The 23,233-nt window shown below is 71.9% G+C and carries 24 protein-coding genes; 14 read left to right on the top strand and 10 right to left on the bottom strand.

Features of this window, described 5'->3' with window-relative positions:
• The first annotated feature begins 140 nt into the window (after positions 1-140).
• Positions 141-683: a hypothetical protein gene (locus tag B4E97_RS06680; RefSeq protein WP_286959158.1), complete on the top strand. Its 543-nt coding sequence runs from the start codon at positions 141-143 to the stop codon at positions 681-683.
• A 68-nt stretch (positions 684-751) separates the two neighbouring features.
• Here the strand turns inward: B4E97_RS06680 and B4E97_RS06675 are convergent, their stop codons facing one another.
• Both B4E97_RS06675 and B4E97_RS06670 read right to left on the bottom strand, forming a co-directional pair.
• The gene (locus B4E97_RS06675) at positions 752-1,984 is read right to left on the bottom strand and encodes an MFS transporter (protein ID WP_286959157.1); all 1,233 of its coding nucleotides are present in this window, start codon (positions 1,982-1,984) and stop codon (positions 752-754) included.
• A 277-nt stretch (positions 1,985-2,261) separates the two neighbouring features.
• Complete coding sequence (locus tag B4E97_RS06670; protein ID WP_286959155.1) at positions 2,262-3,482, bottom strand: ATP-binding protein; 1,221 nt, start codon at positions 3,480-3,482, stop codon at positions 2,262-2,264.
• A 214-nt stretch (positions 3,483-3,696) separates the two neighbouring features.
• Between B4E97_RS06670 and B4E97_RS06665 the strand changes: the two genes are divergently transcribed.
• Together B4E97_RS06665 and B4E97_RS06660 are read left to right on the top strand one after the other, a co-directional pair.
• Positions 3,697-4,368, top strand: coding sequence for a VOC family protein (locus B4E97_RS06665; protein WP_019287320.1), 672 nt, complete (start codon positions 3,697-3,699; stop codon positions 4,366-4,368).
• The gene (locus tag B4E97_RS06660; RefSeq protein ID WP_286959154.1) at positions 4,365-5,165 is read left to right on the top strand and encodes a hypothetical protein; all 801 of its coding nucleotides are present in this window, start codon (positions 4,365-4,367) and stop codon (positions 5,163-5,165) included. The genes B4E97_RS06665 and B4E97_RS06660 overlap by 4 nt, the downstream gene beginning before the upstream one ends.
• 168 nt (positions 5,166-5,333) lie before the next feature.
• On the opposite strand, the gene B4E97_RS06655 is transcribed toward B4E97_RS06660, so the two are convergent.
• The 5 genes from B4E97_RS06655 to B4E97_RS06635 form a co-directional block, all read right to left on the bottom strand.
• The gene (locus B4E97_RS06655) at positions 5,334-5,681 is read right to left on the bottom strand and encodes a rhodanese-like domain-containing protein (RefSeq protein WP_019287318.1); all 348 of its coding nucleotides are present in this window, start codon (positions 5,679-5,681) and stop codon (positions 5,334-5,336) included.
• A gap of 389 nt (positions 5,682-6,070) precedes the next feature.
• Positions 6,071-6,301, bottom strand: a complete 231-nt coding sequence (locus B4E97_RS06650; protein WP_286959160.1) for a DUF1905 domain-containing protein — start codon at positions 6,299-6,301, stop codon at positions 6,071-6,073.
• Positions 6,302-6,333: 32 nt separating this feature from the next.
• Positions 6,334-7,194, bottom strand: a complete 861-nt coding sequence (locus tag B4E97_RS06645) for an Fpg/Nei family DNA glycosylase (protein ID WP_286959153.1) — start codon at positions 7,192-7,194, stop codon at positions 6,334-6,336.
• A gap of 107 nt (positions 7,195-7,301) precedes the next feature.
• Positions 7,302-8,468, bottom strand: coding sequence for an App1 family protein (locus B4E97_RS06640; RefSeq protein ID WP_286959152.1), 1,167 nt, complete (start codon positions 8,466-8,468; stop codon positions 7,302-7,304).
• A 60-nt stretch (positions 8,469-8,528) separates the two neighbouring features.
• Entirely contained in the window at positions 8,529-10,031 is a 1,503-nt protein-coding gene (locus B4E97_RS06635; protein ID WP_286959159.1) for a hypothetical protein, read from the bottom strand.
• Positions 10,032-10,207: 176 nt separating this feature from the next.
• On the opposite strand from B4E97_RS06635, the gene B4E97_RS06630 reads away from it, so the two are divergent.
• The 5 genes from B4E97_RS06630 (at position 10,208) to B4E97_RS06610 (ending at position 14,083) form a co-directional block, all read left to right on the top strand.
• Positions 10,208-10,843 carry a hypothetical protein gene (locus B4E97_RS06630; RefSeq protein WP_286959151.1) on the top strand — a complete coding sequence of 212 codons (636 nt, stop codon included), beginning with the start codon at positions 10,208-10,210 and terminating at the stop codon, positions 10,841-10,843.
• Between the two features lie 68 nt (positions 10,844-10,911).
• Entirely contained in the window at positions 10,912-11,586 is a 675-nt protein-coding gene (locus B4E97_RS06625; protein ID WP_286959150.1) for a copper chaperone PCu(A)C, read from the top strand.
• Positions 11,586-12,854, top strand: coding sequence for a Dyp-type peroxidase (locus B4E97_RS06620; RefSeq protein ID WP_286959149.1), 1,269 nt, complete (start codon positions 11,586-11,588; stop codon positions 12,852-12,854). The genes B4E97_RS06625 and B4E97_RS06620 overlap by 1 nt, the downstream gene beginning before the upstream one ends.
• Before the next feature lie 174 nt (positions 12,855-13,028).
• On the top strand, positions 13,029-13,199 hold the full coding sequence (locus B4E97_RS06615) for a hypothetical protein (RefSeq protein WP_019287310.1): 171 nt from the start codon (positions 13,029-13,031) through the stop codon (positions 13,197-13,199).
• A 197-nt stretch (positions 13,200-13,396) separates the two neighbouring features.
• The gene (locus tag B4E97_RS06610; RefSeq protein ID WP_286959148.1) at positions 13,397-14,083 is read left to right on the top strand and encodes a class I SAM-dependent methyltransferase; all 687 of its coding nucleotides are present in this window, start codon (positions 13,397-13,399) and stop codon (positions 14,081-14,083) included.
• 121 nt (positions 14,084-14,204) lie between these two features.
• On the opposite strand, the gene B4E97_RS06605 is transcribed toward B4E97_RS06610, so the two are convergent.
• A complete protein-coding gene (locus tag B4E97_RS06605; RefSeq protein ID WP_286959147.1) occupies positions 14,205-15,224 on the bottom strand; it encodes a small ribosomal subunit Rsm22 family protein in 1,020 nt (339 codons plus the stop codon).
• A 188-nt stretch (positions 15,225-15,412) separates the two neighbouring features.
• On the opposite strand from B4E97_RS06605, the gene B4E97_RS06600 reads away from it, so the two are divergent.
• From B4E97_RS06600 to trhA, 3 genes are all read left to right on the top strand, one after another.
• Entirely contained in the window at positions 15,413-16,768 is a 1,356-nt protein-coding gene (locus B4E97_RS06600) for an MFS transporter (protein ID WP_019287307.1), read from the top strand.
• 156 nt (positions 16,769-16,924) lie between these two features.
• Positions 16,925-17,350 (top strand): hemerythrin domain-containing protein, encoded by a 426-nt coding sequence (locus B4E97_RS06595; RefSeq protein ID WP_019287306.1) that lies wholly within the window; start codon positions 16,925-16,927, stop codon positions 17,348-17,350.
• Between the two features lie 316 nt (positions 17,351-17,666).
• Positions 17,667-18,389, top strand: coding sequence for a PAQR family membrane homeostasis protein TrhA (gene trhA / locus B4E97_RS06590; RefSeq protein ID WP_019287305.1), 723 nt, complete (start codon positions 17,667-17,669; stop codon positions 18,387-18,389).
• Between the two features lie 161 nt (positions 18,390-18,550).
• Here the strand turns inward: trhA and B4E97_RS06585 are convergent, their stop codons facing one another.
• Positions 18,551-19,255 carry an IclR family transcriptional regulator gene (locus B4E97_RS06585; protein WP_286959146.1) on the bottom strand — a complete coding sequence of 235 codons (705 nt, stop codon included), beginning with the start codon at positions 19,253-19,255 and terminating at the stop codon, positions 18,551-18,553.
• A gap of 141 nt (positions 19,256-19,396) precedes the next feature.
• On the opposite strand from B4E97_RS06585, the gene B4E97_RS06580 reads away from it, so the two are divergent.
• Positions 19,397-20,356 (top strand): MBL fold metallo-hydrolase, encoded by a 960-nt coding sequence (locus B4E97_RS06580; protein WP_286959145.1) that lies wholly within the window; start codon positions 19,397-19,399, stop codon positions 20,354-20,356.
• Between the two features lie 53 nt (positions 20,357-20,409).
• Positions 20,410-22,020 carry an FAD-dependent monooxygenase gene (locus B4E97_RS06575; RefSeq protein ID WP_286959144.1) on the top strand — a complete coding sequence of 537 codons (1,611 nt, stop codon included), beginning with the start codon at positions 20,410-20,412 and terminating at the stop codon, positions 22,018-22,020.
• Positions 22,021-22,049: 29 nt separating this feature from the next.
• Here the strand turns inward: B4E97_RS06575 and B4E97_RS06570 are convergent, their stop codons facing one another.
• Positions 22,050-22,439, bottom strand: a complete 390-nt coding sequence (locus tag B4E97_RS06570) for a cupin domain-containing protein (protein WP_286959143.1) — start codon at positions 22,437-22,439, stop codon at positions 22,050-22,052.
• A 202-nt stretch (positions 22,440-22,641) separates the two neighbouring features.
• Between B4E97_RS06570 and B4E97_RS06565 the strand changes: the two genes are divergently transcribed.
• Entirely contained in the window at positions 22,642-23,040 is a 399-nt protein-coding gene (locus B4E97_RS06565) for a VOC family protein (protein ID WP_286959142.1), read from the top strand.
• Positions 23,041-23,233: the final 193 nt, after the last annotated feature.

Below are 23,233 nucleotides of genomic sequence, written 5' to 3'. Positions count from 1 at the left end.
CACTCCACGGGACTCTTACTCCTGGTCGCGGCGAGCGCCGGGTGACGTCTCGCCGACGGCGACCCTCGGTCACCGCCTGTCCCTTCTACGAAGGACTGCCCTCCAGAACGACACCTTGGTGGCATCCTGTCGCCATGTCCATGCCTCGACCATCCGTGGTGGCGTACTACACCCTGGCGGTGATCCACCTGGGGTGCGTGCGGGCGTGGATCTCCGCCTTCGACCCGACCGAGGACCTGTCCGGCGAGCTGATCAGCGGGATGATCCTCGGTCTCGGGATCTGCGTTCTCAGTCCCTTGCTGGCCAGGCGGATCGTCGGCAAGCCGTCGACCGGCTACGACCTGCTCTCCGACGAGGACAAGGCGGTGGTCGACGAGGCGCTGGCGGCCGGGGAGCAGCGTGGGCGGGTGACCCTGCGCGCCATCGAGCGCGAACGGGCACGCGAGCGGCTCGGCGACAACCCACGGTTCCGCTCGATGCTCTGGTGGATCGCTGCGATCCTGGCCGTGCCGTATGTCGTGATGCCCTTCACCGCCACCCGACCGGCCTGGCTCGTCGCGGTCACGATCATCACGACCGTGTGCATCCTGCGGTTCGCGGATCTGAGGCGGAAGCGGGTCACCCCTGACCTCCCCGAGGACGAGCGCCGGCGACTGAGGGCCGTCGCGAAGGCCCGCCCCTGAACGAGAACCCGGTCGCCTGCCTCGTCGGCGTCGTCGGCGTCGTCGCCGTCGTCGCCGTGCTTCAAGCGTCAGGCGTCAGCGTCGGCGCGTAGCCCGCGCGCGACGGGGTCGGCGAGCAGGTAGAGGCCGAGCACGAGGACGGGGACGGCGGCCAGCGCGAAGCCCCACGCGATGGAGCGGTGGAGCGCTGCGCCGAGGACCGCGATCGAGAGGGGTTCGAGCACGACCCGCGGCAGGCCGAGCAGCGCGCTGATCCGCCCCAGGAGGTGCTTGGGGGTGCGCGTCTGGATGAAGGTCGGCAGGGCCACGTCGGAGCTGTAGGCCACGCCGATGCCCAGCGGGACGAGGATCGCGGCGGCCACCCAGGCGGAGGGGGTGTGCCCGAGCAGCGCGAAGGCGGACCCCTCGGCGAGGGTCATGCCGATGATGAGCAGACCCCACCGGTCCGGCAGGCCGGTCACCGCAGCAGCGGCCGTGCCGATGAGCTGGCCTGCGCCCCAGGCGGACACGAGCACGCTGAGCGCCCAGGGGGACGACGTCCAGGAGGCTGCGAGGGTCGGCAGCCCCACGGCGAAGAGGCCGCTGTAGGACAGGGTGGCAGCAGCGACGATGAGCAGGACCAGGCGCGTCTCGTGACTGCGCCAGGCGTGCGCGAGCCCGACCCTGATGTCGGCGAGGATGCCGGCGCCGGCCTCTCCCTCGACGTGGGCGCCGCGGGGCACGCTGCGCACCGTGCACGCCGCTACGGCGAAGGTGAGCGCGTTGGCGGCGATGGCCGCACCTGCTCCACCCAGCACGATGAGGCCGGCCCCGATCACCGGGCCGAGGAGGTAGGACACCTGCTCGAGGAACCCCTGGGCGGCGTTGCCGCGGGCGTAGGCCGCCTCGGGCAGCAGGTGGGGCAGCACCGACTCGGACGCCGGGGTGAACATCGCCGCCGTGATGCCGGCGACCACGGCCACGACATACAGGTGCCACATCTGCACGGAGCCGCTGATCACGAGGGCGGCGAGGACCGCCATGGTCACGGCGCGGACGACGTGCGCGGCGAGCATGACGCGACGCGCGCTCATCCGGTCGGTGATGGCGCCGCCGAGGAGCAGCAGCAGACCGCGCGGGACCGCCTGGGCCAGCATCACGCCCGCGAGCGCCGCGACGGATCCGGTCTCGTGCAGGACCATCCAGGCCAGGGCGATGTCGAAGGCCGAGTCGCCGAGCATCGACAAGCCCTCGCCCGCCACCACCGTGACGAACCGGGGGTGCGCGCGCAGGCCCGGACGGCTCGAAGCGGCGGCAGGCACCCGTCCAGTCAACCCCACGTGCGGGTTGCGCCATACCGGGTTTGTCGCGGCGGGCCGATGGGCGCGCAGCCGACCCGGCGGGTCACGTCGCGCGGGCAGACGAGATCGTATGGCGCCGCTGGTCACTGCGGGTCGTCGTGGACGTCGGTGAGGTCAGCCTGGAGCGCCGGACTGAGAGCCAGAAGCGCCCTCACGGGTCACGTTGAACGATCAAAAGATGCGCTTCGCGACGGAATGTGACCCGTCGGGTCGATCGAGCACGGCAGACCGGCTCGCGTCAGTCGTCGCCGGTGTGGGCGCGCAGGTAACGGCCGAAGTGGGGCACGGTAAACGCGATGCGCCCGCGCTCGCCCGAGTAGATGAGCCCCTTCTTCATCAACGCGTCGCGTGCGGGCGACAGGGACTGGGGCTTGCGGCCGAGCAGGGTCGCGACGGCAGAGGTGGCCACCGACTCGGTCTCGTCGAGGGGGTTGCCTGCGTCGCGCTCGGCGAGGGCTGCGTCCGCCATGGCGCGCAAGTACTCCCGCTCGGCCGGCGTCGCCCGCTCGTAGCGCGACCCGAAGAAGCCCACGGCGAGCTCTTCCTCGGCCTCCGGCGCCGCGACCTTCACGTCGTCCACGGTGATCGGGGTGGCGGGCGCCGCGTCCCACGCCACCTGGCCGTACGCCTGGATGAAGTAGGGGTAACCGCCGGTCACGGCATACATCTCGGCCAGCGCCTCGTCGGTGAACTCGGCGTCCTCGTCGCGGGCCGGCGACTGCAGCGCCTGGTCGGCGGCCGCCCGCGACAACCGGTCGATGCGGTTGTAGCGGAACAGCCTCTCGCTGTAGGACTTCGACGCCGAGAGCACCGCCGGCAGGTGCGGCAACCCGGCGCCCACGACGATCAGCGGCGAGCCCTGCTGGGAGAGCTCGTGGCAGGCCGCGCACAGCGCCGACACGTCCTCGGCGTGCAGGTCCTGCATCTCGTCGATGTAGATCGCGATCCCCCGCCCCACGTCGGCCGCGAGCCCCGCGCAGTCCGAGAACAGCTCGACCAGGTCGATCTCGATGTCCCCCGAATCCGCGCGCCCCGCAACGGCGGGCACCTCGATGCCGGGGTTCCAGCGGTCGCGGATCTTGGCCTTGGGGTCGACGTCGCGCTGCGCGAACGCCTTGATCACGCCGAGCACCTGGTCGACGTCCTCGCCCTGCGGGTGGCCGAGCTCGCGGACGGCGGTGTGCAGCGCGGACGCGAGCGGGCGGCGCAGGCGCTGGTCGGGTCGCGCCTCGAGCTTGCCCGTCCCCCAGTGGGCCCGGACGGCCGCGGAGCGGAGCGCGTTGAGCAGCACCGTCTTGCCCACGCCGCGCAGGCCGGTCAGCACGATCGACCGCTCGGGCCTCCCCCGCGCCACGCGCTCCAGCACGATGTCGAAGGCCTTGAGCTGCTCGTCGCGCCCCGCCAGCTCGGGCGGTCGCTGGCCGGCACCAGGGGCATAGGGGTTCTTGATCGGGTCCACGCTCGCACCCTATGCGGCATCTAGCGGCGACCCAAGATCTCGGCATACAGCACCAGCGTGTCGCGGCCCGGCGGCGATCGGTTCGTATGCCGGAGCCTACTCTTGGGCCTAGAAACCGTCATACGGCCTGATCAAGCGGATGACGACGCGGGCCGCCGGACCACGGGTCGTCAAGCAACCTCCCAGCGTCGTCCCGAAAAGGTAGGTTCGGGACATGGCTCTCGCACGCTACGTGGACCTCACCATCGACGCCGCCGACACGGCAACGCTGGCGATGTTCTGGTCCCGCGCGCTGGGCCTGCGGATGGAGGGCGACGACGAGAACGGCTTCCGGCTCGTCGGCGACGACGAGACCGACACGGTCTGGATCCGCCCCCGCCGGGCCCCCCGCCAAGAGCGACGACGCGTTCACCTCGACATCTACGCCGCCAACACCGACGACCTCGTCGCCGCAGGCGGCACCCTCGTCGACCAGGGCAGCTACCCCTGGGACCTCGCCCTGGACCCCGAGCAGCGCGAGCTCGGCGTCATCGTCCGCCCCAGCGACAAGCGCCGCATGTACCAAGTCGTCGTCGACTCCCCCGACCCCGAGGCGAACGCCGCCTGGTGGGGGCGCGTCCTCGACACCAAGGTGCACCAGGTCCCCGAGGACCCTGATGCCGCCTTCATCGAGCCGGTGCCGGGCGCGCCGTTCGAGTCCATCGTCTTCGCCCGCGAGACCGAGCCCAAGACGGTCTTCAACTCCATGCGCTTCGCGGTGTCCGCGCAGACACCCGACGTGCTGCTCCTCCTCGGCGCCTCGATGTGCGAGGAGGAGTGCCCCGATCCAAGACGGACGTACCTCCGCGATCCGTTCGGCAACGAATTCACCTGGGTGGCACCATGACTCTGCAGACCGGCACGCACCAGTTCACCGGCCGGATCCTCGGCCTCGGCTTCGACGAGGGCACTCGCATCGTCGTCGGGCGCTGGACCCGATCGCCCTACGGCGACTTCACCGACGTGATGGTCGAGCGCCGTGACGGACACCGCATCCTCCTCGCCCCCACGCAGGAGATCGCCGACACGGTGGCCGCGCTTTACACCTTCGACGAGGTGCAGGTCGTGCCCGTCGAGGCGACGACGCGCGGCCGCGTGCTCACCCTCACGGCCGGCCCGCTCGGGCTGTCCGCGACGATCGGCGAGCGCACCGCGATCGGCAAGGCGCTGAGCATGGTGCCGAGCGCCCTCAGCAGCCGCGCCTGGTGGGCCCGCGTCACCGACCCCATCGCGCAGGCCCTGCTGCGCGGGGTCAGCACCCGCGGCACCACCGCCAACGGCCTGCCTGCCACGTATGGCGCCACCGACGTCCACGCCGTCACGGACGCCACCGCCACGTGGGACGGATCCGACCTGGGCGCGCTCGTGCCCGTCTCGCCGCCGGTGCGCTTCGGCTTCGGGTCGACGCCGCCCGAGCCCAGCCTCACCGCCCTGACCACGACCATCGAGGTGCCCGAGCCCGACCCGCTCACCGGCGTCATCGACTGCTGGGGCGTGGGGCCGTTGCGCGACAAGCAGGCCCGCGAGCAGGACGAGGCGGCCGAGGTCTCGCAGGAGGCGCGGGCGGCCCGGGCCGAGGGCGCTGACGGGCTGCTGCCCACGCCGCTCAGCGACGCCAAGCGCGAGGGCGAGCTCCCCCGCTGACCTACCTCAGGTCGTCACATCCACCCGGCTTCGCACCGCAGGTCGATGCGACGACGCCAGGCTGATGTGACCAACCCGGGCTGATCCCGCGGTCGTATGACGATGACGCCCGCTAGCGCTGTATAGGGACTGCGCTAGCGGGCGTCATACGGCGTCATCGTCCACTGGTCACATGACGTCAGGGTCGCCGCCCTGCTCGGTGACCAGGGCGCGGCCCGCGGCCTTCCAACCGAGCATGCCGTCGGTGAGATTGGCTGCGTCCCAACCGTTCTGGTTGAGCCAAGCGGTTGCGCGCGAGGCCCGGCCGCCGCCCCGGCAGGTCACGGGGAGCACGTCGACCTCGGGCAGCTCGCCCCGGCGCTCGGCCAGCTGGTCGAGCGGGATGTGCATGGCGCCCGGCGCGTGGCCGAGGTCCCACTCGTCCTGGTTGCGGACATCGAGGATGACGGCGTCGTCCTCGAGCTCGTCACGGCTGATCTGGGGCACGTCGGGCTGGGCGTCTGCGGGGATCGTCATGCCTCAACCCTGCCATCGCCCCCACCCCGCCCGCCATACGTCGCCCGCGTCCGCGCTCGCAGCGCAGACTCCGCACGCTCAGGCACCCCAAACCGTGCATCCCTCGCGCTCGCAGCGCTGACCCCGCACGCTCAGGCACCCCAACCGTGCATTGTCAGCGCTCGCAGCGCTGACCTGCACGGGTCCCGACGCGCGATGTGAGCTCGGAGCTCACAAAGGTCCGAAAAGGTCGGCTCCGCTCGGCGGTTCGTGCGCTGGCAGCTCACAAACGCCGATGGAGGCGACCCCGGACGACACGAAGTGAGCCGCGAGCTCACGAACGGTCGCCAGCGCGGCGAATCCCGGCCCGTGGACGGCACAAAGTGAGCCCCGAGCTCACCAACGGTCGGCTAGACGAGCTCGAGGTCGACCTGGACGGAGTCGCCGGCGCCCAGCCCCGACTCCTCGCGCCGCGCCTTGGAGAAGGTGATCAGGCTGCGACCACCCCGGCTCGCCACGGTGGTGTCGAAGGTGTAGCTGCCGTTCAACGTGACCCTGACCTTGGGCCGCTTGCTCTCTCCCAGGACGCTGAGGACGTCGGGCGGCACCTCGATGCCCGTGTTGTTGCCGCCCATGGGCAGGATGATCTCGGTGGTGTAGGTCGTGGCCAGGGCTACTTCAGGAACTTCGAGGTGCGGCGGTCGGCGAGTGGCTTGCCGCCGGTCTGGCAGGTGGCGCAGTACTGCAGCGAGGAGTCGGCGAAGGACACCTCACGCACGGTGTCGCCGCACTCGGGGCAGGGCTCGCCGGTGCGACCGTGCACGCGCATCCCCGCACGCTTGGCGTCCTTGAGCTCGTCCGCGGGCTTGCCGGACGCGGCGACCACGGCTGCCGCCAGGGTCTCGCGCAGCGCCTCGTAGAGCGTGGCGACCTGGTCGGCGTCCAGCCCGGCAGCCTTGGCGAACGGCGACAGGCGCGCGACGTGCAGGATCTCGTCGCTGTAGGCGTTGCCGATCCCCGCGATGACGGACTGGTCGCGCAGGACGCCCTTGATCTGGGCGTTGCGGGCGCCGAGCAGCGCGGCGAAGGCGTCGAGGGTGAACGCGTCGGCGAGCGGGTCGGGCCCGAGCCGCGCGATCCCGGGCACCTCGGGCGGGTCGGCCACGATGTATGCCGCCAGGCTCTTGCGGGTCCCCGCCTCGGTCAGGTCGAAGCCGCCACCGGACGCCAGGCGGACCCGCACGGCGACAGGAGACTTGTTGGGGCGCAGCGCGGTACGCGGCATCTCGTCATACCAGCGAAGCCAGCCGGCCTTGGCGAGGTGAAAGATAAGGTGCAGCCCGTCGCAGTCGATGTCGACGAACTTGCCGTGCCGCCCGACCCCGGAGACCACCAGGCCGTCGAAGGCCTGCGGGGCGGGGGCGTAGGTCTTGAGCACGGAGAACGATCCGAGCTCGACGGCGGTGATGGCGTCGTCGACGATCCGCTCGGTCAGGAAGTCGACGAGCGCCTGGACCTCGGGCAGCTCCGGCATGGGCTCATCCTGCCCCACCCTCGCCGGACCGACAACGGGTCCGGCGAGGGGCCCACACCAGGTCCGGCGGGTCCAGCAGGGGCTCCGGCCAGAGCGAGAGGCAGGCGTCAGAGCGGGTTCTGGTCGTCCCGGCCGGGCTGCGCGGCGACCGCCTCGGCGTGGGCGGCCGACTCTTCGACCTCGGGGTGGTGGTGCGCCCCGGCGTCGCCCGCGTGGAACGCCGACCGCAGCCGCTGGGCGAGGCCGTAGCCGTCGGGCGCGCGGTAGACGGGGGTGGTCGCGTTGATCCGCTCGATCGGCTGCAGCTCCTCGTTGGAGACGGGGATACCGTGCGACAGAACCTGCTCGGCGGGGGTCAGCTCGCGGATCGCGATGAGCTCCACCACGTCGGGGTGGTCCTCGGCGAAGTCGGAGTAGAGCTTGGGGTCGTGCTGGCCGTCGTCGCCCACGAGCAGCCAGTGGATGTCCGGGAAGTCCTGCCACAGCCGGCGCAGGTTGGCGCGCTTGTGCTCCTGCCCGGACCGGAACCACCCGGTGTTGGTGGGGCCCCAGTCGGTGAGCAGAAGCGGCCCGAGCGGGAACCCGTGCCGGGAGAGGAACTGCGTGAGCGTCTGGAAGGTGTTCCACGCGCCGGTGGACAGATAGATCACGGGGGCGCCGGGATAGCGCTCCTGCAGCTCGCGGTAGAGCGGCGCCATGCCGGGCACCGCGCGGCGGGTGCTGGAGTGGACGACGAAGGTGTTCCACGCGGCGATCATGGCGCGCGGCAGCATCGTGGAGATGACGGTGTCATCGATGTCGGAGACGATGCCGTACTTCGTCTCCGGGCCGATGATCAGGACGGGGGCGTCGGCGGGGTCCGAGTCGGGCGACTCGATGGTGGCGGTGTGCCAGCCGGCGTCGAGCCCGGGCTGCTCGACCCACACGTCGACGTAGCCGCCGCGGTCCGTGCGCGCCTCGACCGCCTTGTCCCCCAACCGGATCGTGACGGGGGCGTTGGCGGCGGGCGGCGGCGTCGCGAACGACCGCCAGCCGCGGTCGCGCTCCTCGCCGCGCAGGGCGCGCACCGCGTCGTCACGGTGCGGGCTCGCCTGCGTGGACTCGTCGCCGGGGCGTGCCATCTTGATGCGGCCGAGCACACGCACGCGCTCGGGGGTGCCGTAGCCGGTGTGTCCGATCGCCTGCGTGCGCCAGCCGCGCTCGTGCAGGAGCGAGGTGATGCGGCGGTGCCAGGCGTCCTCGATCAGTGACGCGGTGTGGGGTCGTGAAGCCATGGTGCAGACCTTATGGGGCGGTGCGCCTCGGCGGGGGTGATGCGGCGAACCTCGCCCGAATCACTGTCGGGCGCCGCCGAGCCCGAGCAGCGCCGCGATCCCCAGGGCACTGCGCGGGTCGTAGGCCACGCGCCACAGCCCGCCGTGCGCCGCCGCCCGGGCCTCGGCCTGCCACGGCAGCAGCAGGTCCCTCGGGCCCCTCGGGTCGGTCGCGTCGCCGGCGCCGACCCCACCCCGGGTCGCCTCTCCCCGGCGCAGGTCGTCGACCAGCAGTGCGGCCATGAGCGTGTTGCTCGTCGCCGGCTCGAAGACCTCGATGCCGAAGAAGTGGGCGCCGGCATACGCCGCGGCCAGGGCGCGGTTCTTGGTGACCGAGCGGGTGCGCGTGGGAGGGGCGACGTTCATCGAGACGACGTGCCCGTCGTCGGCGGCGACGGACGCGCGCCAACGGTGCACGCGCTTGGCGAGCAGGTAGTTGGGGCCCTGCTGCTCGACGATGCTGTCGGAGATCGCGAGCTGCTCGCCGGGGGCGTACTGGCGGCGCAGCAGCCGGCCGCCGCTGCCGACGCGCAGCGGGGTCCGGACGAGGCGTCCGAGCGAGCGTTCGCCGTAGTTGCGGGTCGCCTGGGCCACCGCGTCCGCCGGCACCACGAAGGAATCGGTCGGCGTCGCGAGAAAGCCCAGCGCCAGGTCGTCGCGGCGGGCGGTCAGGTGCGTCGTGAGGGCGTCGACCGCCGTCGTGACGCGGACGTTCGTGGCGCCGTCGGCATACACGTAGTTGCCGAGCACGAGCCGGCCCTCGAGCCCGTCGATCCACCGCCCGACGGCCCCGAGGTCGTGCAGCAGGTCGGCTCCCGCGCGCTCGGCCAGCCTCGCGTCGCTCGCCTCGGGGTCGGGGGTCGGTATGACGAGCCGCCCGGCGCCCTCGCGGGCCGCCGTCAGGACGCGGCGCCACAGGTCAGGGCGGGGCAGGTCGATCCCGACGACCTCGCCGCCCCAGCGCAGGATCGACCGCAGCGGGCCCATCTCGGCGCCGGCCCCGAGCACGACGACGCGCTGGTCGCGCAGGTCGAGCCACTCGGGGTGGTCCAGGACACGCTCGACCGCCTGCTGCACGCCCGGCTCCACGACGCCGTCGCGCACCCACTGGTCCAGGCGCCGGCGTAGCTCGTCGCCGCGCAGCCGCCGCCCGCGATAGGGCAGGGTCAGCTCGCGCTCCGGCTCGGCCGTGCCATCGACCGTGGCGCTGTGCAGCGGGGTGCCCACCTCGTCGAGACCTGCCTGCAGGGGCTGGTCCACGCCGCTCGCGCCGACCCAGCGCATCTGCCCGTGCAGCGCCTCGAGGCCCTGCCGCGCCACGGTCAGCGCGGCGTCGCGGTCCTCCATGCCGACCTCGACGAGGCGGCGGAAGTGCACGGCGTACTCCTTGCGCCACGCCGTCTCGCGCCGTGCCGCAGCGGAGCCGACGGGGTCCACGCCGCCGAGCGCGCCGGCCACGATCTCGCGACCGACCGCGCTGGTGCTGCGGCGGCCCTCGGTCTGGGGAAAGACGACTCCGGTCATGTCGGCCACGGCGTGCTCCTAGGGGTGGGGAGGCAGTGCCTGCAGCCAACCACAGGGCCCGGTCGGGCGCGAGGACCGATCGTGTCGTATGCCGCTCTCTGCATTTCGCGCTAGACGCACATAGAGGGCTCGAGAGGTCGCGCGGCGCCGTCCGAGGGCACCCCTAGACTGGCGCCATGATCACGCCGGACGGGGGACGACTGCGCCTGCTGCGCGCAGGCACCCTCGCGGTGGTCATGATCTCCCTCGCCGCGCTCGCCCACGTGCTGGGTGGCGGCGCGCTGCCGGGCGGCGGCGTCCTGGCCGTCCTGCTCGGGCTCGTCCTGGTGACCTGCCTGGTCGCGAGCGGCCGCCGCCTCGAGGGCCTCTCCATCGGCGCGATCCTCGGGGGCGGGCAGCTCGCACTGCACGAGGCGTTCGCGCTGCTGGGGACGACCGGGGCCGACGCCGCATCACTCGGTCACGTCGTCGGCAGCGGGCACCACGCCGTCCTCGTCACCCACGCGGGTCAGCCGGGGTCGGACGTCGGTGCAGCCCACGCGGTGGGCGGCGGGCACGACCACCTCTCACTGACGATGGTCCTCGCGCACGTCCTCGCCACCGTCGTGACGGCGGCCGTGCTCGCTCGCGGCGAGCGCGCACTGTGGTTGCTCGCGGGCTGGCTGGCGCCCGTCATACGGCTCCTGCTCGAACGTCCTGCCCACTGGCCCCGCCCCGCTGCCATCACCGTCGCCGTGCCGCGCCTGCGGTCGGCCGAGCTCGTCCTCGCGGCCCCGCGCCGTGGTCCTCCGCTGGTCGTCTGCGCCCGCTGACCCCGCGTCAGCCCACTTCGACCTGCCCAGACACCAGACCGACTCCGGTCAGACCAAGGACCACACCCATGCTCAAGCGCATCGCGCTGCCCTGTGCCGTCGTCTCGTTCGCCCTCGTCACCGCCGCGTGCGGGTCGGGGACGTCGACCACGGCCACCGGCTCCAGCACCGCACCCACGTCCACCGCCTCCGCCTCCGCCACGGCATCCCTGTCCCCCACCAGCGCAACCACCCCCGCCACATCCCCGGCCACGACCGCCACCTCGGTCACCCACCGCTCCCTCACCGTCAAGGACCCCTGGGTCAAGGCGGTCAAGGGCGGCATGACCGGGCTCTTCGCGACCCTCGTCAACGAGACCGACCAGCCCGTCAGGGTCGTCTCCGCCGAGAGCGACGTCGCCGCCACGGTGCAGCTCCACGTCACCGAGAAGGACGCCTTCGGCGCCATGGTCATGAAGGAGACCAAGGACGGGTTCACGGTGCCGCCGCACGGCACCTTCGAGCTCCGGCCGGGCGGCAACCACGTCATGCTCATGGGCCTCGAGAAGCCCATCCTGTCCGGCACCGAGACGGTCGTGACGCTACAGGACGCCAACGGCGGCCACGTGCACATCCACGCTCCCGCACGGGAGTTCAACGGGGCCAAGGAGACCTACGGCGGCATGTCGATGACGCCCAACGCCACGCCGACCGCCCCCGCGTCCACCTCCGCGTCCGCCTCCGCGACGACGCACGCGCACTGATGACGGCGGACCAGCACGGCGCCGCCGGGCATCGGCTCGACCGGCGTGACGTGCTCGTCGGAGGGCTGTCGGCGCTCGGTGGCCTGGCCGCCGGCGCCGCGGGTGGGATGGGGGTGGCGCGATCCGGCGCCGCCCCCGCCCCCGCCGAGACTGCCGCGACCGGCGAGGGCCCGACCACGGTGCAGCTGGCCGAGCACCAGCGGCGGGCCTTCCACGGCGAGCACCAGCCCGGGATCATGGACCCGCCCCAGGCGCACGGCGTGTGGGTGGCGATGGACCTCGTGCCCGGCGCCGACGTCACGACGCTGCAGCGGCTCATGCGGATCTGGACGCAGGACATCGCCCAGCTCATGGCTGGTCAGGCGCCGTATGCCGACTTCGAGCCCGAGATGACCGCGACGACGGCATCGCTGACGGTGACGGTCGGGATCGGCCCCCGCGTTCTCGGGCTGCGCGGCGTGACGGCGCCGCGGCCGCCGTGGCTGGGACCGCTGCCGGCGTTCCCGCAGATCGACCGCCTCGAGCCGCACTGGTCCGGAGGTGACCTGCTGCTGCAGATCTGTGCGGACTCCCCCATCACGGTGTCGCACGCCCAGTGGGTCCTGACCAAGGAGGCCCGCACCATCGCCACCGTCCGCTGGGTGCAGCGCGGCTTCCGGCAGGGGCACGGCGTGACGAACCCCGGCGAGACGATGCGCAACCTCTTCGGCCAGGCCGACGGGACGGTCAACCCCGTGCGCGGCCAGGACGACGCGGTCGTGTGGTGCGGGTCGTCCGCGCCGCGGTGGCTGCAGGGCGGCACCACGATGGTGCTGCGCCGCATCGCCATGAACCTCGAGACCTGGGAGGAGGCCGACCCGCTGACCCGCGACACCTCCCTCGGCCGCCGCCAGACGGACGGGTCGCCCCTCACCGGTCGCGCCGAGACGGACGCACCCGACCTGGCGGCGACGAACGGGCTCGGGCTGCCCGTGATCGACGAGTTCTCGCACGTGCGTCGCTCCATGCCGCACGAGAAGGGGCTGCGTGACCGCTTCCTGCGTCGTCCCTACAACTACGACGACCCGCCCGCCCCCGGCCGACTGACCAACGCCGGGTTGCTGTTCGTCGCTTACCAGGCGGAGCTCGAGCAGTTCCTGGCGGTGCAGCGGCGGCTCGCCGAGGCGGACCTCCTCAACACCTGGACCACCCCGATCGGGTCGGCGGTGTTCGCCATACCGCGGGGGTGTCGTGAGGGTGAGGTGCTGGCGCAGGACCTCTGGGCGTGAGCGGCCGTCACGGCCGGTGAGCGCAGGATGCTCGCATCGGCCGGCGCATCGTCAGCTGCCGTGACGGTCCACGTCAGGGCAGCTGACGCGCCGCCCGCCGGGTGCGGACTCAGCGCTCCCAGCGTTGACCAGGCCCGCCACACGCGCTCCGGGGCGGCGCCGTAGCCTGGCGGCATGAGCAACGACGCGACGCGCGACCCGCAGCACGAGACGGACGCCGACCAGACCGACGGTGGACCCACGGCGCTGGGGCAGGAGGACGACCTCGGCGACGTCCCCGCTGCCGCCGGCGGCCAGGACACGTCCGAGCCGGCGCAGGGCGAGGGCGAGCAGAGCTCCTACTGAGGGCGACGCCCGGCGCAGCCTGCACAAAGTGACCCGTCGGGGCGGCTGGAACGATCAACGGTCCGAACCGGAACGATCCGCCTGCCCCGTCGGGTCACCTCAGCACCGACGCCTGCCGATGTCTGTCCGAGGGCTGTCTGAGGTCCGCCTGGGGCCTGTTCGAGGGCCTGTCCGAGGTCACCGCTAGCGTGCGGGCCATGACACCGACCACGAGCGGCGGACGCGACGCGACCACCGAGCTGCGGCAGGCCCACGACGTGCTGGCCGAGCCGTATGCCGAACGCCTGGCGACCCTGCTCGACGAGATGCCGCTCGAGCGCGGGATCCTCGCGGCGTTCTGCGATCTCGTGCGGGCAGCCGCGGATGCGCGCGGCGCGGGCGCCCCCACCGTCGGCGACATCGGTTGTGGGACAGGGAGGTTGGCGGCATACGTGCTGAACCGCGGGATCGGGGTGCGCGGGCTCGACCTCTCCCCCGAGATGGTGCGGGTCGCGCGGCGGGAGCAGCCGGGGCTGGACGTGCAGGTGGGTGACGTGCGGGCGCTGCCGTTCGGGGACGGCGAGCTCGAAGGGGCGATCTGCTGGTACTCCCTGATGTATCTGCCGCCGCAGGATCGGCCGGGCGCCTTCGCCGAGCTGGCCCGGGTGGTGCGGCCCGGTGGCTATGTCGCGACCGCGTGGAAGGTCGGCGACGACAGCGCGCGCCGCGGCGGCGAATCCCTCGGCCTGGGCATCGGGTTCGACATCTGGTGGCTGTCGCAGGGGGAGCTGACGCGCAGGTTCGAGGAGGCGGGGTTCGCGGTGGCCTTCTGGGGCGGGAGGCCGGCCGACCCGGTCGAGCAGCAGCCCCAGGGCTACCTGATCGCCCGGCGTAGCAGTATCTGACCGACTATTGCCCTGCCCTTAGACATATTTAGCGGAGGGTGATCGATCGACCCTCAGCGCCGACTGATGAAGTCCGTCGGCACCTCGTGTGCTCCCGGGCCTCGAGCCGCGGCGACTCGCGTCAGCCCGGCAGGCAGTCGCCCCACTCCAGCTTGCGGGCCTGCTTGTAGTCAGCGCCCTGCCGCTTGGACACGAGGCGCTGCGCGGCGGTGCCGTCGGCCTGGCACAGCGGCAGCCCGACGAGACCCTTGCGGATCATCGGGTGGCGGATCACGCGGGCGGCATACGGCTCGACGGGCAGGCGCGTGGCGAGGACATAGCTGAACTTCTCGTCCTCGTAGGACAGCTCCCCGCCCTTGACCGCCCGGTGCAGCGCGGATCGCTCGACGTGGGCGGGCAGGTGGCACCAGTCGTCCCCGACCAGCGGGCAGTCGAGCTGGTGGGGGCAGGGCGCAGCCACCTCAAACCCCCCGCCCAGCAACAGGTCCCGCGCCTCGAGCACCCGGCGATAGCCCGCAGGCGTCCCCGGCTCCACCACCAGCACCGTGCTCGCCGCCGCCATGGCGGTGGCGACGGCTTCGTGCCGCAGCGCGTCCGGCAGCTCGCCGACGACATACGACAGGGTGGCGAGGTCGGCGACGTCGCCGGGCGCACCAGGCCGCGCGCTGAGCCCCAGCGTCCAGGCGTGCCAACGGGACTCGCGCAGCGCCGCCACCGACGACCCCCTCGCCAACCGAGCCCCCAGCGTCCGCGCGGGCTCTGACTGCTCGAGCACGTCGACCTGCTCCAGCTCGGGAGCCCAGGCCGCCACGGCCCAGCCCGCCGCGCCCGTGCCGCCACCCAGGTCCACCAGCCGGCGCACGCGCAACGAAGGCACCGCCACCGTTGCCTGCTCGAGCACCGACCGCAGCGCCGCGACGGTCGCGGGCATGCGATAGGCGGCGTACGCGGCCACGGTCACCGGGTCGTCGAGGATGACCGACGCAGGGACCGAGCCCGAACGATAGGCCTCGATGAGCCGGGCCACGCGCCCCGCGAGCGCCTCGACCCGGTGGCCGGCCAGCGTCTCGGCGAGCACGTCTCGCAGCTCCTCCGCCACCACGCGGGAGTCGTGGTCCGGGCGGGCGAGGTCGTTCGGCATACGCACCAGTGTGGGCCATCACGACCGCTCGCCGAGCCCGCCAACCCGGTCGTCGAACGGCGTGCAACGGGTCGGGAACGGCCCTTGTGCCCCGGCCCGGCAGCCCCTACGGTCGGCCCACTGACCGCATACCGGTCCACGAGTCCGATATGCGAACACCCACAGACCCCACCATCTCAAGGACGAGCATGGCCAAGCACACCGCACGCCCGGACGAGCCGGACATCATCCACGACTCCGACGCTCCGACGACCTCCCCCACGGAGTATCGCCGCGTCGCCCTGGCCACCATGGTCGGCACGACCATCGAGTGGTACGACTTCTTCATCTACGCCAACGTGGCGGCCCTCCTCTTCGGCAAGCTGTTCTTCAGCGGGCTCGGCGACTGGAAGGAGCTCGTCTCCTTCGCCACCATCGGCGTCTCGTTCTTCTTCCGTCCCGCCGGGGCGATGGCGATGGGCTACGTGGGCGACCGCTACGGCCGGCGCATGGTCCTCGTCTTCACGCTGATCCTCATGGGCATCGCCACCGCCTGCGTCGGCCTGCTGCCCACGACCCAGTCCATCGGCATGGCCGCGCCGATCCTGCTGATCGTCCTGCGCTGCCTGCAGGGCTTCTCGGCCGGCGGCGAGTGGGGCGGCGCCGCGATGCTCGCCGTCGAGCACGCGCCGCACGGCCAGCGCGGCAGGTTCGGGGCCTACCCGCAGATCGGGGTGCCGCTCGGCATGATGCTGGCCACGGCCTTCCTCACCGTGCTGTCCGCGACCCTGTCCAAGGACCAGTTCGAGTCGTGGGGCTGGCGCATCCCGTTCCTGTTCTCCATCGTCCTCGTCCTCGTCGGCCACTACATCCGGTCCAAGGTCGAGGAGTCGCCCGTCTTCGAGGAGCTCAAGGAGGCCCGCGCGCACAGCGCCGTCCCCCAGACGACGCTGGTCAAGAACCACCTCGGCGACGTCATCAAGGCCGCCGCGTCCTTCATGGGCAACAACGCCCTCGGCTACATGCTCGTCGGCGGGTTCGTCCTGGCCTACGCCACCAAGACCGCCAAGCCGCCGCTGGCCCGCACCGACGTGCTGCTGTGGGTCATGGCCGCCGCGGCGCTGTGGCTCGTCACCACGATGTGGGGAGCGATCCTGTCCGACAAGATCGGCCGCAAGAAGGTCTACATCATCGGCTACGTGCTCATGATCGTCGGCATGGTCCCGATGTTCATGGCTGTCCGGGAGGGCACCCTCTTCTGGGTCGCCGTCGCGCTGCTGTGGATCGCGATCCCCGAGGGCCTCACCTACGGCCCGCAGTCGGCGATGTTCGCCGAGGCCTTCCCCGCACACATCCGCCTCTCGGCCGTCTCCTTCGCCTACGCGATCGGCGCGGTCTTCGGCGGGGCGTTCGCGCCGCTGATCGCCGAGGCCATCACCAAGTCGACCGGCAGCGTCGTCAACGTCGCGTGGTACCTCATGGGCGTCGCCGTGATCTCGCTCGTCGCGGTGCTGCTGCTCAAGGACCGCACCAACGAGCCGCTCCACACGATGTCCGGCCACTGACAGCCTGGTCGGCCGTCCAGCAGCGAGGCCGTATGACGGTGGGGCCCACCGTCATACGGCCTCGTCGTCATCGGGCCCCGGCTCAGCGCCGCGGGGGACCGCCACGCGATTGACACGCGTTTGACCGTGCTAATCCGGCGGGAGGACGATGGACCCATGTGTTCCTACTGCGGGTGCAAGGACATCGAGCTGATCGGGCGCTACATGGAGGAGCACGACCAGCTCATCAACGAGCTCGGGGTGCTGCGCAGGGCGTGCGACCAGCAGGACCTCGCCGCCGTGCAGGCCGCCTGCCAGCACCTCGCCGGGCTGATGCAGCCCCACTTCGACTCCGAGGAGCGCAGCCTGTTCGCCGTGCTCCGCGAGGACGAGGACTTCACCGAGCACGTCGACGACCTGTGCTCCGAGCACGAAGATCTGTGGGTGCTGTTCGACGCGGTCAAGGCGGGCGACTTCGGGGGCTACAAGGCGTTCGAGGACCGGCTGCGCGTGCACATGGACCGCGAGGACAACGGCCTGTTCCCCGCCGCGGCCGTGTCGCTCGACGGCCCGTCCTGGGACCGCATCATGGAGCTTGCCTGACGCCTGCCGGATTTTTGTGAGCTCCCAGCTCACGAAGCACCGCCCAGACGCCCGCCAGACAGCAGTTTGTGAGCTCCCAGTTCACGAAGTGCTGCCCAGACGCCCGCCAGACAGCAGTTTGTGAGCTCCCAGCTCACGAACGGCAGCGCGATGGCTGCGGATGGTCGCGGCGATGAGCGTCAGCCCCGGAAGGGTCGGCGCGACGGCATACCGCCGGTGGAGTCGGTCGGCTTTGTCGCGGCACGAGCAGTGATCGGGTCGTGATCCCGTATGTCGAGCGTGGCCCTCGCCCAGGTTGCGCGCGTAACGTCAAGGTATGCCCGCCGTCGCTGAACACCCTGACACCACCGGAGCCTCCCGCGCCGCGTCCTCGCCGAGCGTCGCGCAGCGGCCGGTGGAGGCCTTGCGCCAGGTCAAGCCCAAGCTGCGCGGGTGGCTGCACGCCGGCATGACGCCGGTGATATTCTTCGCCGGGCTGGTGCTGTGCGTGTTCGCGCCGACGCTGACGGGACGCATCGGCAGCGCGATCTACCTGGTGGCGGCGCTGCTGCTGTTCGGCACGAGCGCGACCTATCACCGCGGCACGTGGAACGAGAAGGTCTACGCGGCGTTCCGGCGCTGGGACCACGCCAACATCTACGTGTTCATCGCCGGTAGCTACACCCCGCTGGCGCTGCTGCTGCTCGAGGGTCGCTCCCGCGTGATCCTGCTGTCGCTGATCTGGGCGTGCGCGATCGCGGGCGTGCTGTTCCGCACGCTGTGGATCGACGCGCCGCGATGGCTCTACACCCTCCTGTATGTCGCGATGGGGTGGGCCGCGGTCGGGTGGCTGACGCAGTTCTGGGCCGCCGGAGGCGCGGTGACGGTCATCCTCATCGCGGTGGGCGGTCTGCTCTACACCGGCGGCGCGGTCTGCTATGGCCTGAAGCGCCCCAACCCCTCGCCCACCTGGTTCGGCTTCCACGAGGTGTTCCACGCCTGCACGATCCTGGCGGCGATCGTGCACTACATCGCCATCGCCTGGGTCATCTTCAGCTGACGCGCCAGCCTCACGCACCCCCGCACCCCGCACACCCGCTGGCCGCATTGGTCACCAATCACGTGTGGACGCCCATTGTGAACGTTCCAAAACGTTATTGGTGACCAATGGCGTGCGCTGGCGGGCCGGGGTCAGAGGCGGCGGGCGCTGGCGGGCCGGGGTCAGAGGCGGCGGGCGATGCGCTGGGCGCACTGCACGACCTGGTCAGCCAGGTCGGGGCGGGTGTTGTCGCCTACGTAGCTGACCGCGACGGCGGCAGGGACGTGGTGGCCGAGCAGCGGCGCTGCGATCGCCTGCACGCCGTCGAGCACCTCGCCGTTCGTCTGAGCCCACCCGCGCCGGCGACAGCGGACGGCGCCCTCGGGGTCGTCGGAGGCGGGGGCGTGCTGGGCCAGCAGCGCCAGGCCGGGGGCTCCCCGATCGATGGGGTGGACCGTGCCGACCCGGTGGGTGAACATCGTCCCCGGCGTCGTGGGCTCCGCCACCATCAGCGTGACGCACTGGGCGCGCTCCTCCACGACGAGGAAGGCCGTCAGGTCGACCTCGTCCGCGAGCGCCCGCAGGTGCGGCGTCGCGATGGCCCGCAGGTCGGGGTCGAGGGTGCGGGTCAGCGCCACGAGGCCGTAGCCCAGGCGGAACCGGTCCGAGTCGTCCCGCGACACCAGGCGGTGCTCCTCCAGCGTGCGCAGGAGGCGGTAGACGATCGACCGGTGCAGCCCCGCCGCCTCGCCGACCTGGGCGATGGTCAGCGGGCGGGGCGCGGCGGCCAGCACCTCGAGCAGCGAGAGCCCGCGGTCCAGGGTCTGGCTGCCGGACGGCTTGCCTCGGGACGTGGCCTCGGACGTGCTGGCGGCGGGCGCGGTCATGACGGATCCCCTCTTGCCGGTGCGCGGTTTCCGCCATACAGTCGTGAAAACCGATAAACGCACTCGCGACTCTATATGAGAACTCTCCGCATGGGAACTCACGCGGTGCGCCAGCGCAGCCACGACGACACAGGAGTCCCCATGGCCAAGCCCTTCGCCTCGTCCGCCGACCTCGACCCCAAGGAGCAGACGCTCGAGGTGCTGGCCGACGGCGTCTACGCACTGACCGCGGAGGGCGACCCCAACATCGGGGCGGTCGAGGGCGAGGACTTCGTGGTGTGCTTCGAGGCGCTCGCGACCCCCGTCGCCGCGCGCGACTGGCTCGCCAAGCTCCGTCAGCACACCGACAAGCCCGTGCGGTGGCTCGTCCTCAGCCACTACCACGCGGTGCGCGTGCTCGGCGCCAGCGCCTTCGACGCGGAGACGATCGTCGCGCACGACCTGACCAAGACCCTCATCGACGAGCGCGGGCAGCAGGACTGGGACAGCGAGTTCGGCCGCATGCCAAGGCTGTTCAAGGAGCCCGAGTCCATCCCCGGGCTGACCCACCCGGACCAGACCTTCGACGACGAGCTCGTCATCCCGCTCGGCGGCGACCGCGGCGACGTCGTCCTGAAGCACTGCGGCCGCGGCCACACCGCCGGCGACATCATCATGTGGATCCCCAAGCACAAGGTCCTCTTCGCGGGCGACCTGGTCGAGTCGCAGGCCGCGCTCTACACCGGCGACGCCTTCCACCGCGACTGGTCCACGGGCACCCTCGACCAGATCAAGTCGTATGGCGCGGAGCACCTCATCGGCGGACGCGGCGCCATCGCCCACGGGCGCGAGGAGGTCGACGCGGCCATCGAGCAGACGCGGGACTTCCTGACGACGATGCTGCGCGAGGTCGGGGCGGTGCACGAGCGCGGCGGCACGGTCAAGGAGGCCTTCGAGGCGACCCACGCGGCGCTCGCCCCCAAGTACGGCAAGTGGCCGATCTTCGAGCACTGCGCGCCGTTCGACGTGCAGCGCGTGTGGGACGAGCTCGACGGCATCGACTGGCCGCGCATCTGGACGGCGGAGCGGGACCGCGAGGTCTGGGACAAGCTGCAGGACTGAGCGACTGATCGACGCGACCGCGAATTTAACCTGAGAGCAAGGACATCGACGTCATGCCTCACGAATCCACCACCCCACCAACGCTTTCCGACGACCAGAGGGTCCTCGTCATCGGGGCGGGACCCGTCGGCCAGACCGCGGCGCTGCTGCTCGCGAGCTGGGGAGTCCCGGTGCTGCTGCTGGACTCTCGTCCGGAGCGGGACCCGATCGGCTCCAAGGCGCTGTGCCAGCAGCGGGACGTGCTGGACGTGTGGGACCACGTCGGCGCGGGCCGTCAGGTGGCCGACCAAGGGCTGACCTGGACGCGGGCGCGCACCTTCTATCGCGACACCGAGCTGTTCTGCCAGGGCTTCGTGGACAAGGGGCGGTCGCCGTTCCCGCCGTTCGTCAACATCAGCCAGACCCGCACGGAGGAGCTGCTCGACCAGCAGATCGCCCGCTCCGCGCTGATCACCTGTGCCTGGGGGCACCGGGTCACCGGCCTGCGCCAGGACGCCGACAAGGTGACGATGACCTGCCAGACCCCTTCCGGCACCGTCGATCTCACGGGGTCGTATGCCGTCGCGGCGCCCGGCTCCAAGGGCGGCCCGATCCGCGACCTGATGGGTCTGACCTTCGACGGCCTGACCTTCGACGACCAGTTCCTGATCTGCGACATCCGCGCGTCCCTGCCGGGCTGGGAGCAGGAGCGGCGGTTCTACTTCGACCCCGCGTGGAACCCCGGTCGTCAGGTCCTCATCCACCCGTGCCCCGACTCGACCTACCGCATCGACTGGCAGGTGCCGCCGGACTTCTCGCTGGAGCAGGACGAGGCGAGCGGCGGGCTGGACCGACGGATCCGGCAGATCATCGGGACGGACAGCGACTACGAGATCGTGTGGAAGTCGCTCTACCGCTTCCACGCTCGTCAGGTCGACCGGATGCGCGTGGGGCGCGTGCTGGTGGCCGGCGACGCGGCGCACCTGGTGTCGCCGTTCGGTGCGCGCGGCCTCAACTCCGGGGTCCTCGATGCCGAGAACGCCGCCTGGAAGCTCGCCTTCGTCCTGCACGGGTGGGCCGACGAGTCCCTGCTCGACAGCTATCACTGCGAGCGGCACGCCGCCGCCGCGGAGAACCTCGAGGTCACGTCGCGCACCATGGCCTTCCTCGTGCCGCAGACCCCCGAGGAGCACGCCCGCCGCGTCGACATCCTCGAGAACGCCGTGCTCAACCCCGAGGCCCGCGGCCAGGTGGACTCGGGTCGGCTGTCCGAGCCATTCTGGTACGTCGACTCCGAGCTCACCACGCCCGCTGCCGATCGCCCGTGGCCCGGACGCCCGCCCAAGGGCGAGGACCCCGAGCCCGTGCCCGGCGTGCTCGTGCCGGACGTCCCCATCGCCGGTCCGGGCGGTGTGCACCGGCTGCGCGAGCTGGCGCGCCGCGGCCTGGTCGTGCTCGTCGGCTCCGACCTCGACCTGGGCGCCTGCAAGGACGCCGTCGACGGGATGCGGTGCGGCGTCACGGTGGTCACGCTGGACGAGGTCGACCCCGAGGGCGTGGTCGCCGCGTCGCTGCACCTCCACGGGCGGCAGGCGGTCGTCATACGGCCCGATGCGCACATCGCCGCGATCGTCACCACCCCGGCCGAGGTCGGCGCGGCCGTCCGTCGCGTCCTGCGCCGCTGACGCGCTTGCGGTCGACGCCGCCGTTTGCCTCAGGCGTGCGGCAGGAGCATCGTCACCGTCAGCGTCGTGGGCTCCAGCGCCCGCACCGCGTGCCGCAGCATCGGCGTCAGGTGCAGCAGCGCCCCGGGGGCGAGCTCGACGGTGCGGTCGGGCAGCTCGAAGCTCACGCGCCCCCGCACGACCTGGATCAGGACGGGGTGGCGCGCCGCGTGCTCCTTGAGCTCGTCACCCTCGGCGAACTCGAAGGCCACGACCTTGGTGCTCTCGTTGTCGATCACGGCGGTCGCGCCGGGTCGTCCGCCGCGCGACGACGACCGCCCCCACACCTCCTCGACCAGCGTCGACGTGCCGTCGGTGGTGCCGGGCCGCCGGTCCGGGCCGTCCCCCTGCTCGACGTGGCCGTCGGTCGGGTCGCTCATGTGGTGCTCCTCTCGTCGGTGCAGCCATCCTCGCAGCCGTGCGCGCTCTGCGACCGGGCGCCCGTGAGAGGGCGAGAGTGGCACCACGAATGCGCCTGGGAGGCCTATCTCTGCCCACTCATCTGGGCGTCCGGCGGTACCCACGTGATCCGGTCGGGCTCGCCCACCCGTCCGCCCTTCCCGCTCCACTACGGTCGAGGCCATGTACCGGACGCCGATGATCACGCTGTACACCGACGATCTCCCCCGCCTCTCCTCGTTCTACGAGGGGCTCGACTTCCACGTGACCTTTCGCACCCCCTCCCACGGAGACCCCGTGCACGTGGAGCTGACGCTGGACAGGTTCACGATCGGGATCTCCACCGTCACCGCCGCCCGGGAGGACCACGGTCTGGACCCACAGCTCGGCGGTCGGCCCGTGGAGATCGTGCTCTATTGCGACGACGTCGACGGCGAGGTCGTCCGGCTGACCGCGGGAGGCGCTCCGCTGCTGTCCGAGCCGCATCCCTTCCAGGGTGGGCGGACCCGCGTGGCCTGGGTAGCAGACCCCGACGGCAACCCCGTCCACCTCGTGCAGGTCACGGCCGACAAGCACCTCTGACGGCGTCCGCTGCCTCCTGGGCTCAGGCCCAAGACGTCCACAGAGCCTGACGGCCGCGTGGGGTGGCCGCGGACGCGCCGGGAGCGGGTGGTCAGCCGGCGGGCCAGGTGAAGGCGGTCACGCCGGACGCCTCGACCTGCACCCGCGGCTCGCCCGATACGTCGAGCGTGACCCGTATGACGGCAGCGGGGTC

The sequence above is a fragment of the Arsenicicoccus sp. UBA7492 genome (genome assembly GCF_002479615.1).
GTDB lineage: Bacteria > Actinomycetota > Actinomycetes > Actinomycetales > Dermatophilaceae > Arsenicicoccus > Arsenicicoccus bolidensis.
Note: the sequence above shows the minus strand (reverse complement) of the source record. Positions and strands in the feature narration are given on the sequence as shown.

Excerpts from the sequence above, each read along its gene's own strand:
- B4E97_RS06660 (WP_286959154.1), top strand. The coding sequence starts at position 4,365 with ATGACTCTGCAGACCGGCACGCACCAGTTCACCGGCCGGATCCTCGGC.
- B4E97_RS06640 (WP_286959152.1), bottom strand. The coding sequence starts at position 8,468 with ATGGCTTCACGACCCCACACCGCGTCACTGATCGAGGACGCCTGGCAC.
- B4E97_RS06615 (WP_019287310.1), top strand. The coding sequence starts at position 13,029 with ATGAGCAACGACGCGACGCGCGACCCGCAGCACGAGACGGACGCCGAC.
- B4E97_RS06625 (WP_286959150.1), top strand. The coding sequence starts at position 10,912 with ATGCTCAAGCGCATCGCGCTGCCCTGTGCCGTCGTCTCGTTCGCCCTC.
- B4E97_RS06620 (WP_286959149.1), top strand. The coding sequence starts at position 11,586 with ATGACGGCGGACCAGCACGGCGCCGCCGGGCATCGGCTCGACCGGCGT.
- B4E97_RS06565 (WP_286959142.1), top strand. The coding sequence starts at position 22,642 with ATGTACCGGACGCCGATGATCACGCTGTACACCGACGATCTCCCCCGC.
- B4E97_RS06680 (WP_286959158.1), top strand. The coding sequence starts at position 141 with ATGCCTCGACCATCCGTGGTGGCGTACTACACCCTGGCGGTGATCCAC.
- B4E97_RS06610 (WP_286959148.1), top strand. The coding sequence starts at position 13,397 with ATGACACCGACCACGAGCGGCGGACGCGACGCGACCACCGAGCTGCGG.
- B4E97_RS06665 (WP_019287320.1), top strand. The coding sequence starts at position 3,697 with ATGGCTCTCGCACGCTACGTGGACCTCACCATCGACGCCGCCGACACG.
- B4E97_RS06655 (WP_019287318.1), bottom strand. The coding sequence starts at position 5,681 with ATGACGATCCCCGCAGACGCCCAGCCCGACGTGCCCCAGATCAGCCGT.
- B4E97_RS06595 (WP_019287306.1), top strand. The coding sequence starts at position 16,925 with ATGTGTTCCTACTGCGGGTGCAAGGACATCGAGCTGATCGGGCGCTAC.
- B4E97_RS06585 (WP_286959146.1), bottom strand. The coding sequence starts at position 19,255 with ATGACCGCGCCCGCCGCCAGCACGTCCGAGGCCACGTCCCGAGGCAAG.
- B4E97_RS06605 (WP_286959147.1), bottom strand. The coding sequence starts at position 15,224 with ATGCCGAACGACCTCGCCCGCCCGGACCACGACTCCCGCGTGGTGGCG.
- B4E97_RS06645 (WP_286959153.1), bottom strand. The coding sequence starts at position 7,194 with ATGCCGGAGCTGCCCGAGGTCCAGGCGCTCGTCGACTTCCTGACCGAG.
- trhA (WP_019287305.1), top strand. The coding sequence starts at position 17,667 with ATGCCCGCCGTCGCTGAACACCCTGACACCACCGGAGCCTCCCGCGCC.
- B4E97_RS06635 (WP_286959159.1), bottom strand. The coding sequence starts at position 10,031 with ATGACCGGAGTCGTCTTTCCCCAGACCGAGGGCCGCCGCAGCACCAGC.
- B4E97_RS06600 (WP_019287307.1), top strand. The coding sequence starts at position 15,413 with ATGGCCAAGCACACCGCACGCCCGGACGAGCCGGACATCATCCACGAC.
- B4E97_RS06630 (WP_286959151.1), top strand. The coding sequence starts at position 10,208 with ATGATCACGCCGGACGGGGGACGACTGCGCCTGCTGCGCGCAGGCACC.
- B4E97_RS06580 (WP_286959145.1), top strand. The coding sequence starts at position 19,397 with ATGGCCAAGCCCTTCGCCTCGTCCGCCGACCTCGACCCCAAGGAGCAG.
- B4E97_RS06575 (WP_286959144.1), top strand. The coding sequence starts at position 20,410 with ATGCCTCACGAATCCACCACCCCACCAACGCTTTCCGACGACCAGAGG.
- B4E97_RS06570 (WP_286959143.1), bottom strand. The coding sequence starts at position 22,439 with ATGAGCGACCCGACCGACGGCCACGTCGAGCAGGGGGACGGCCCGGAC.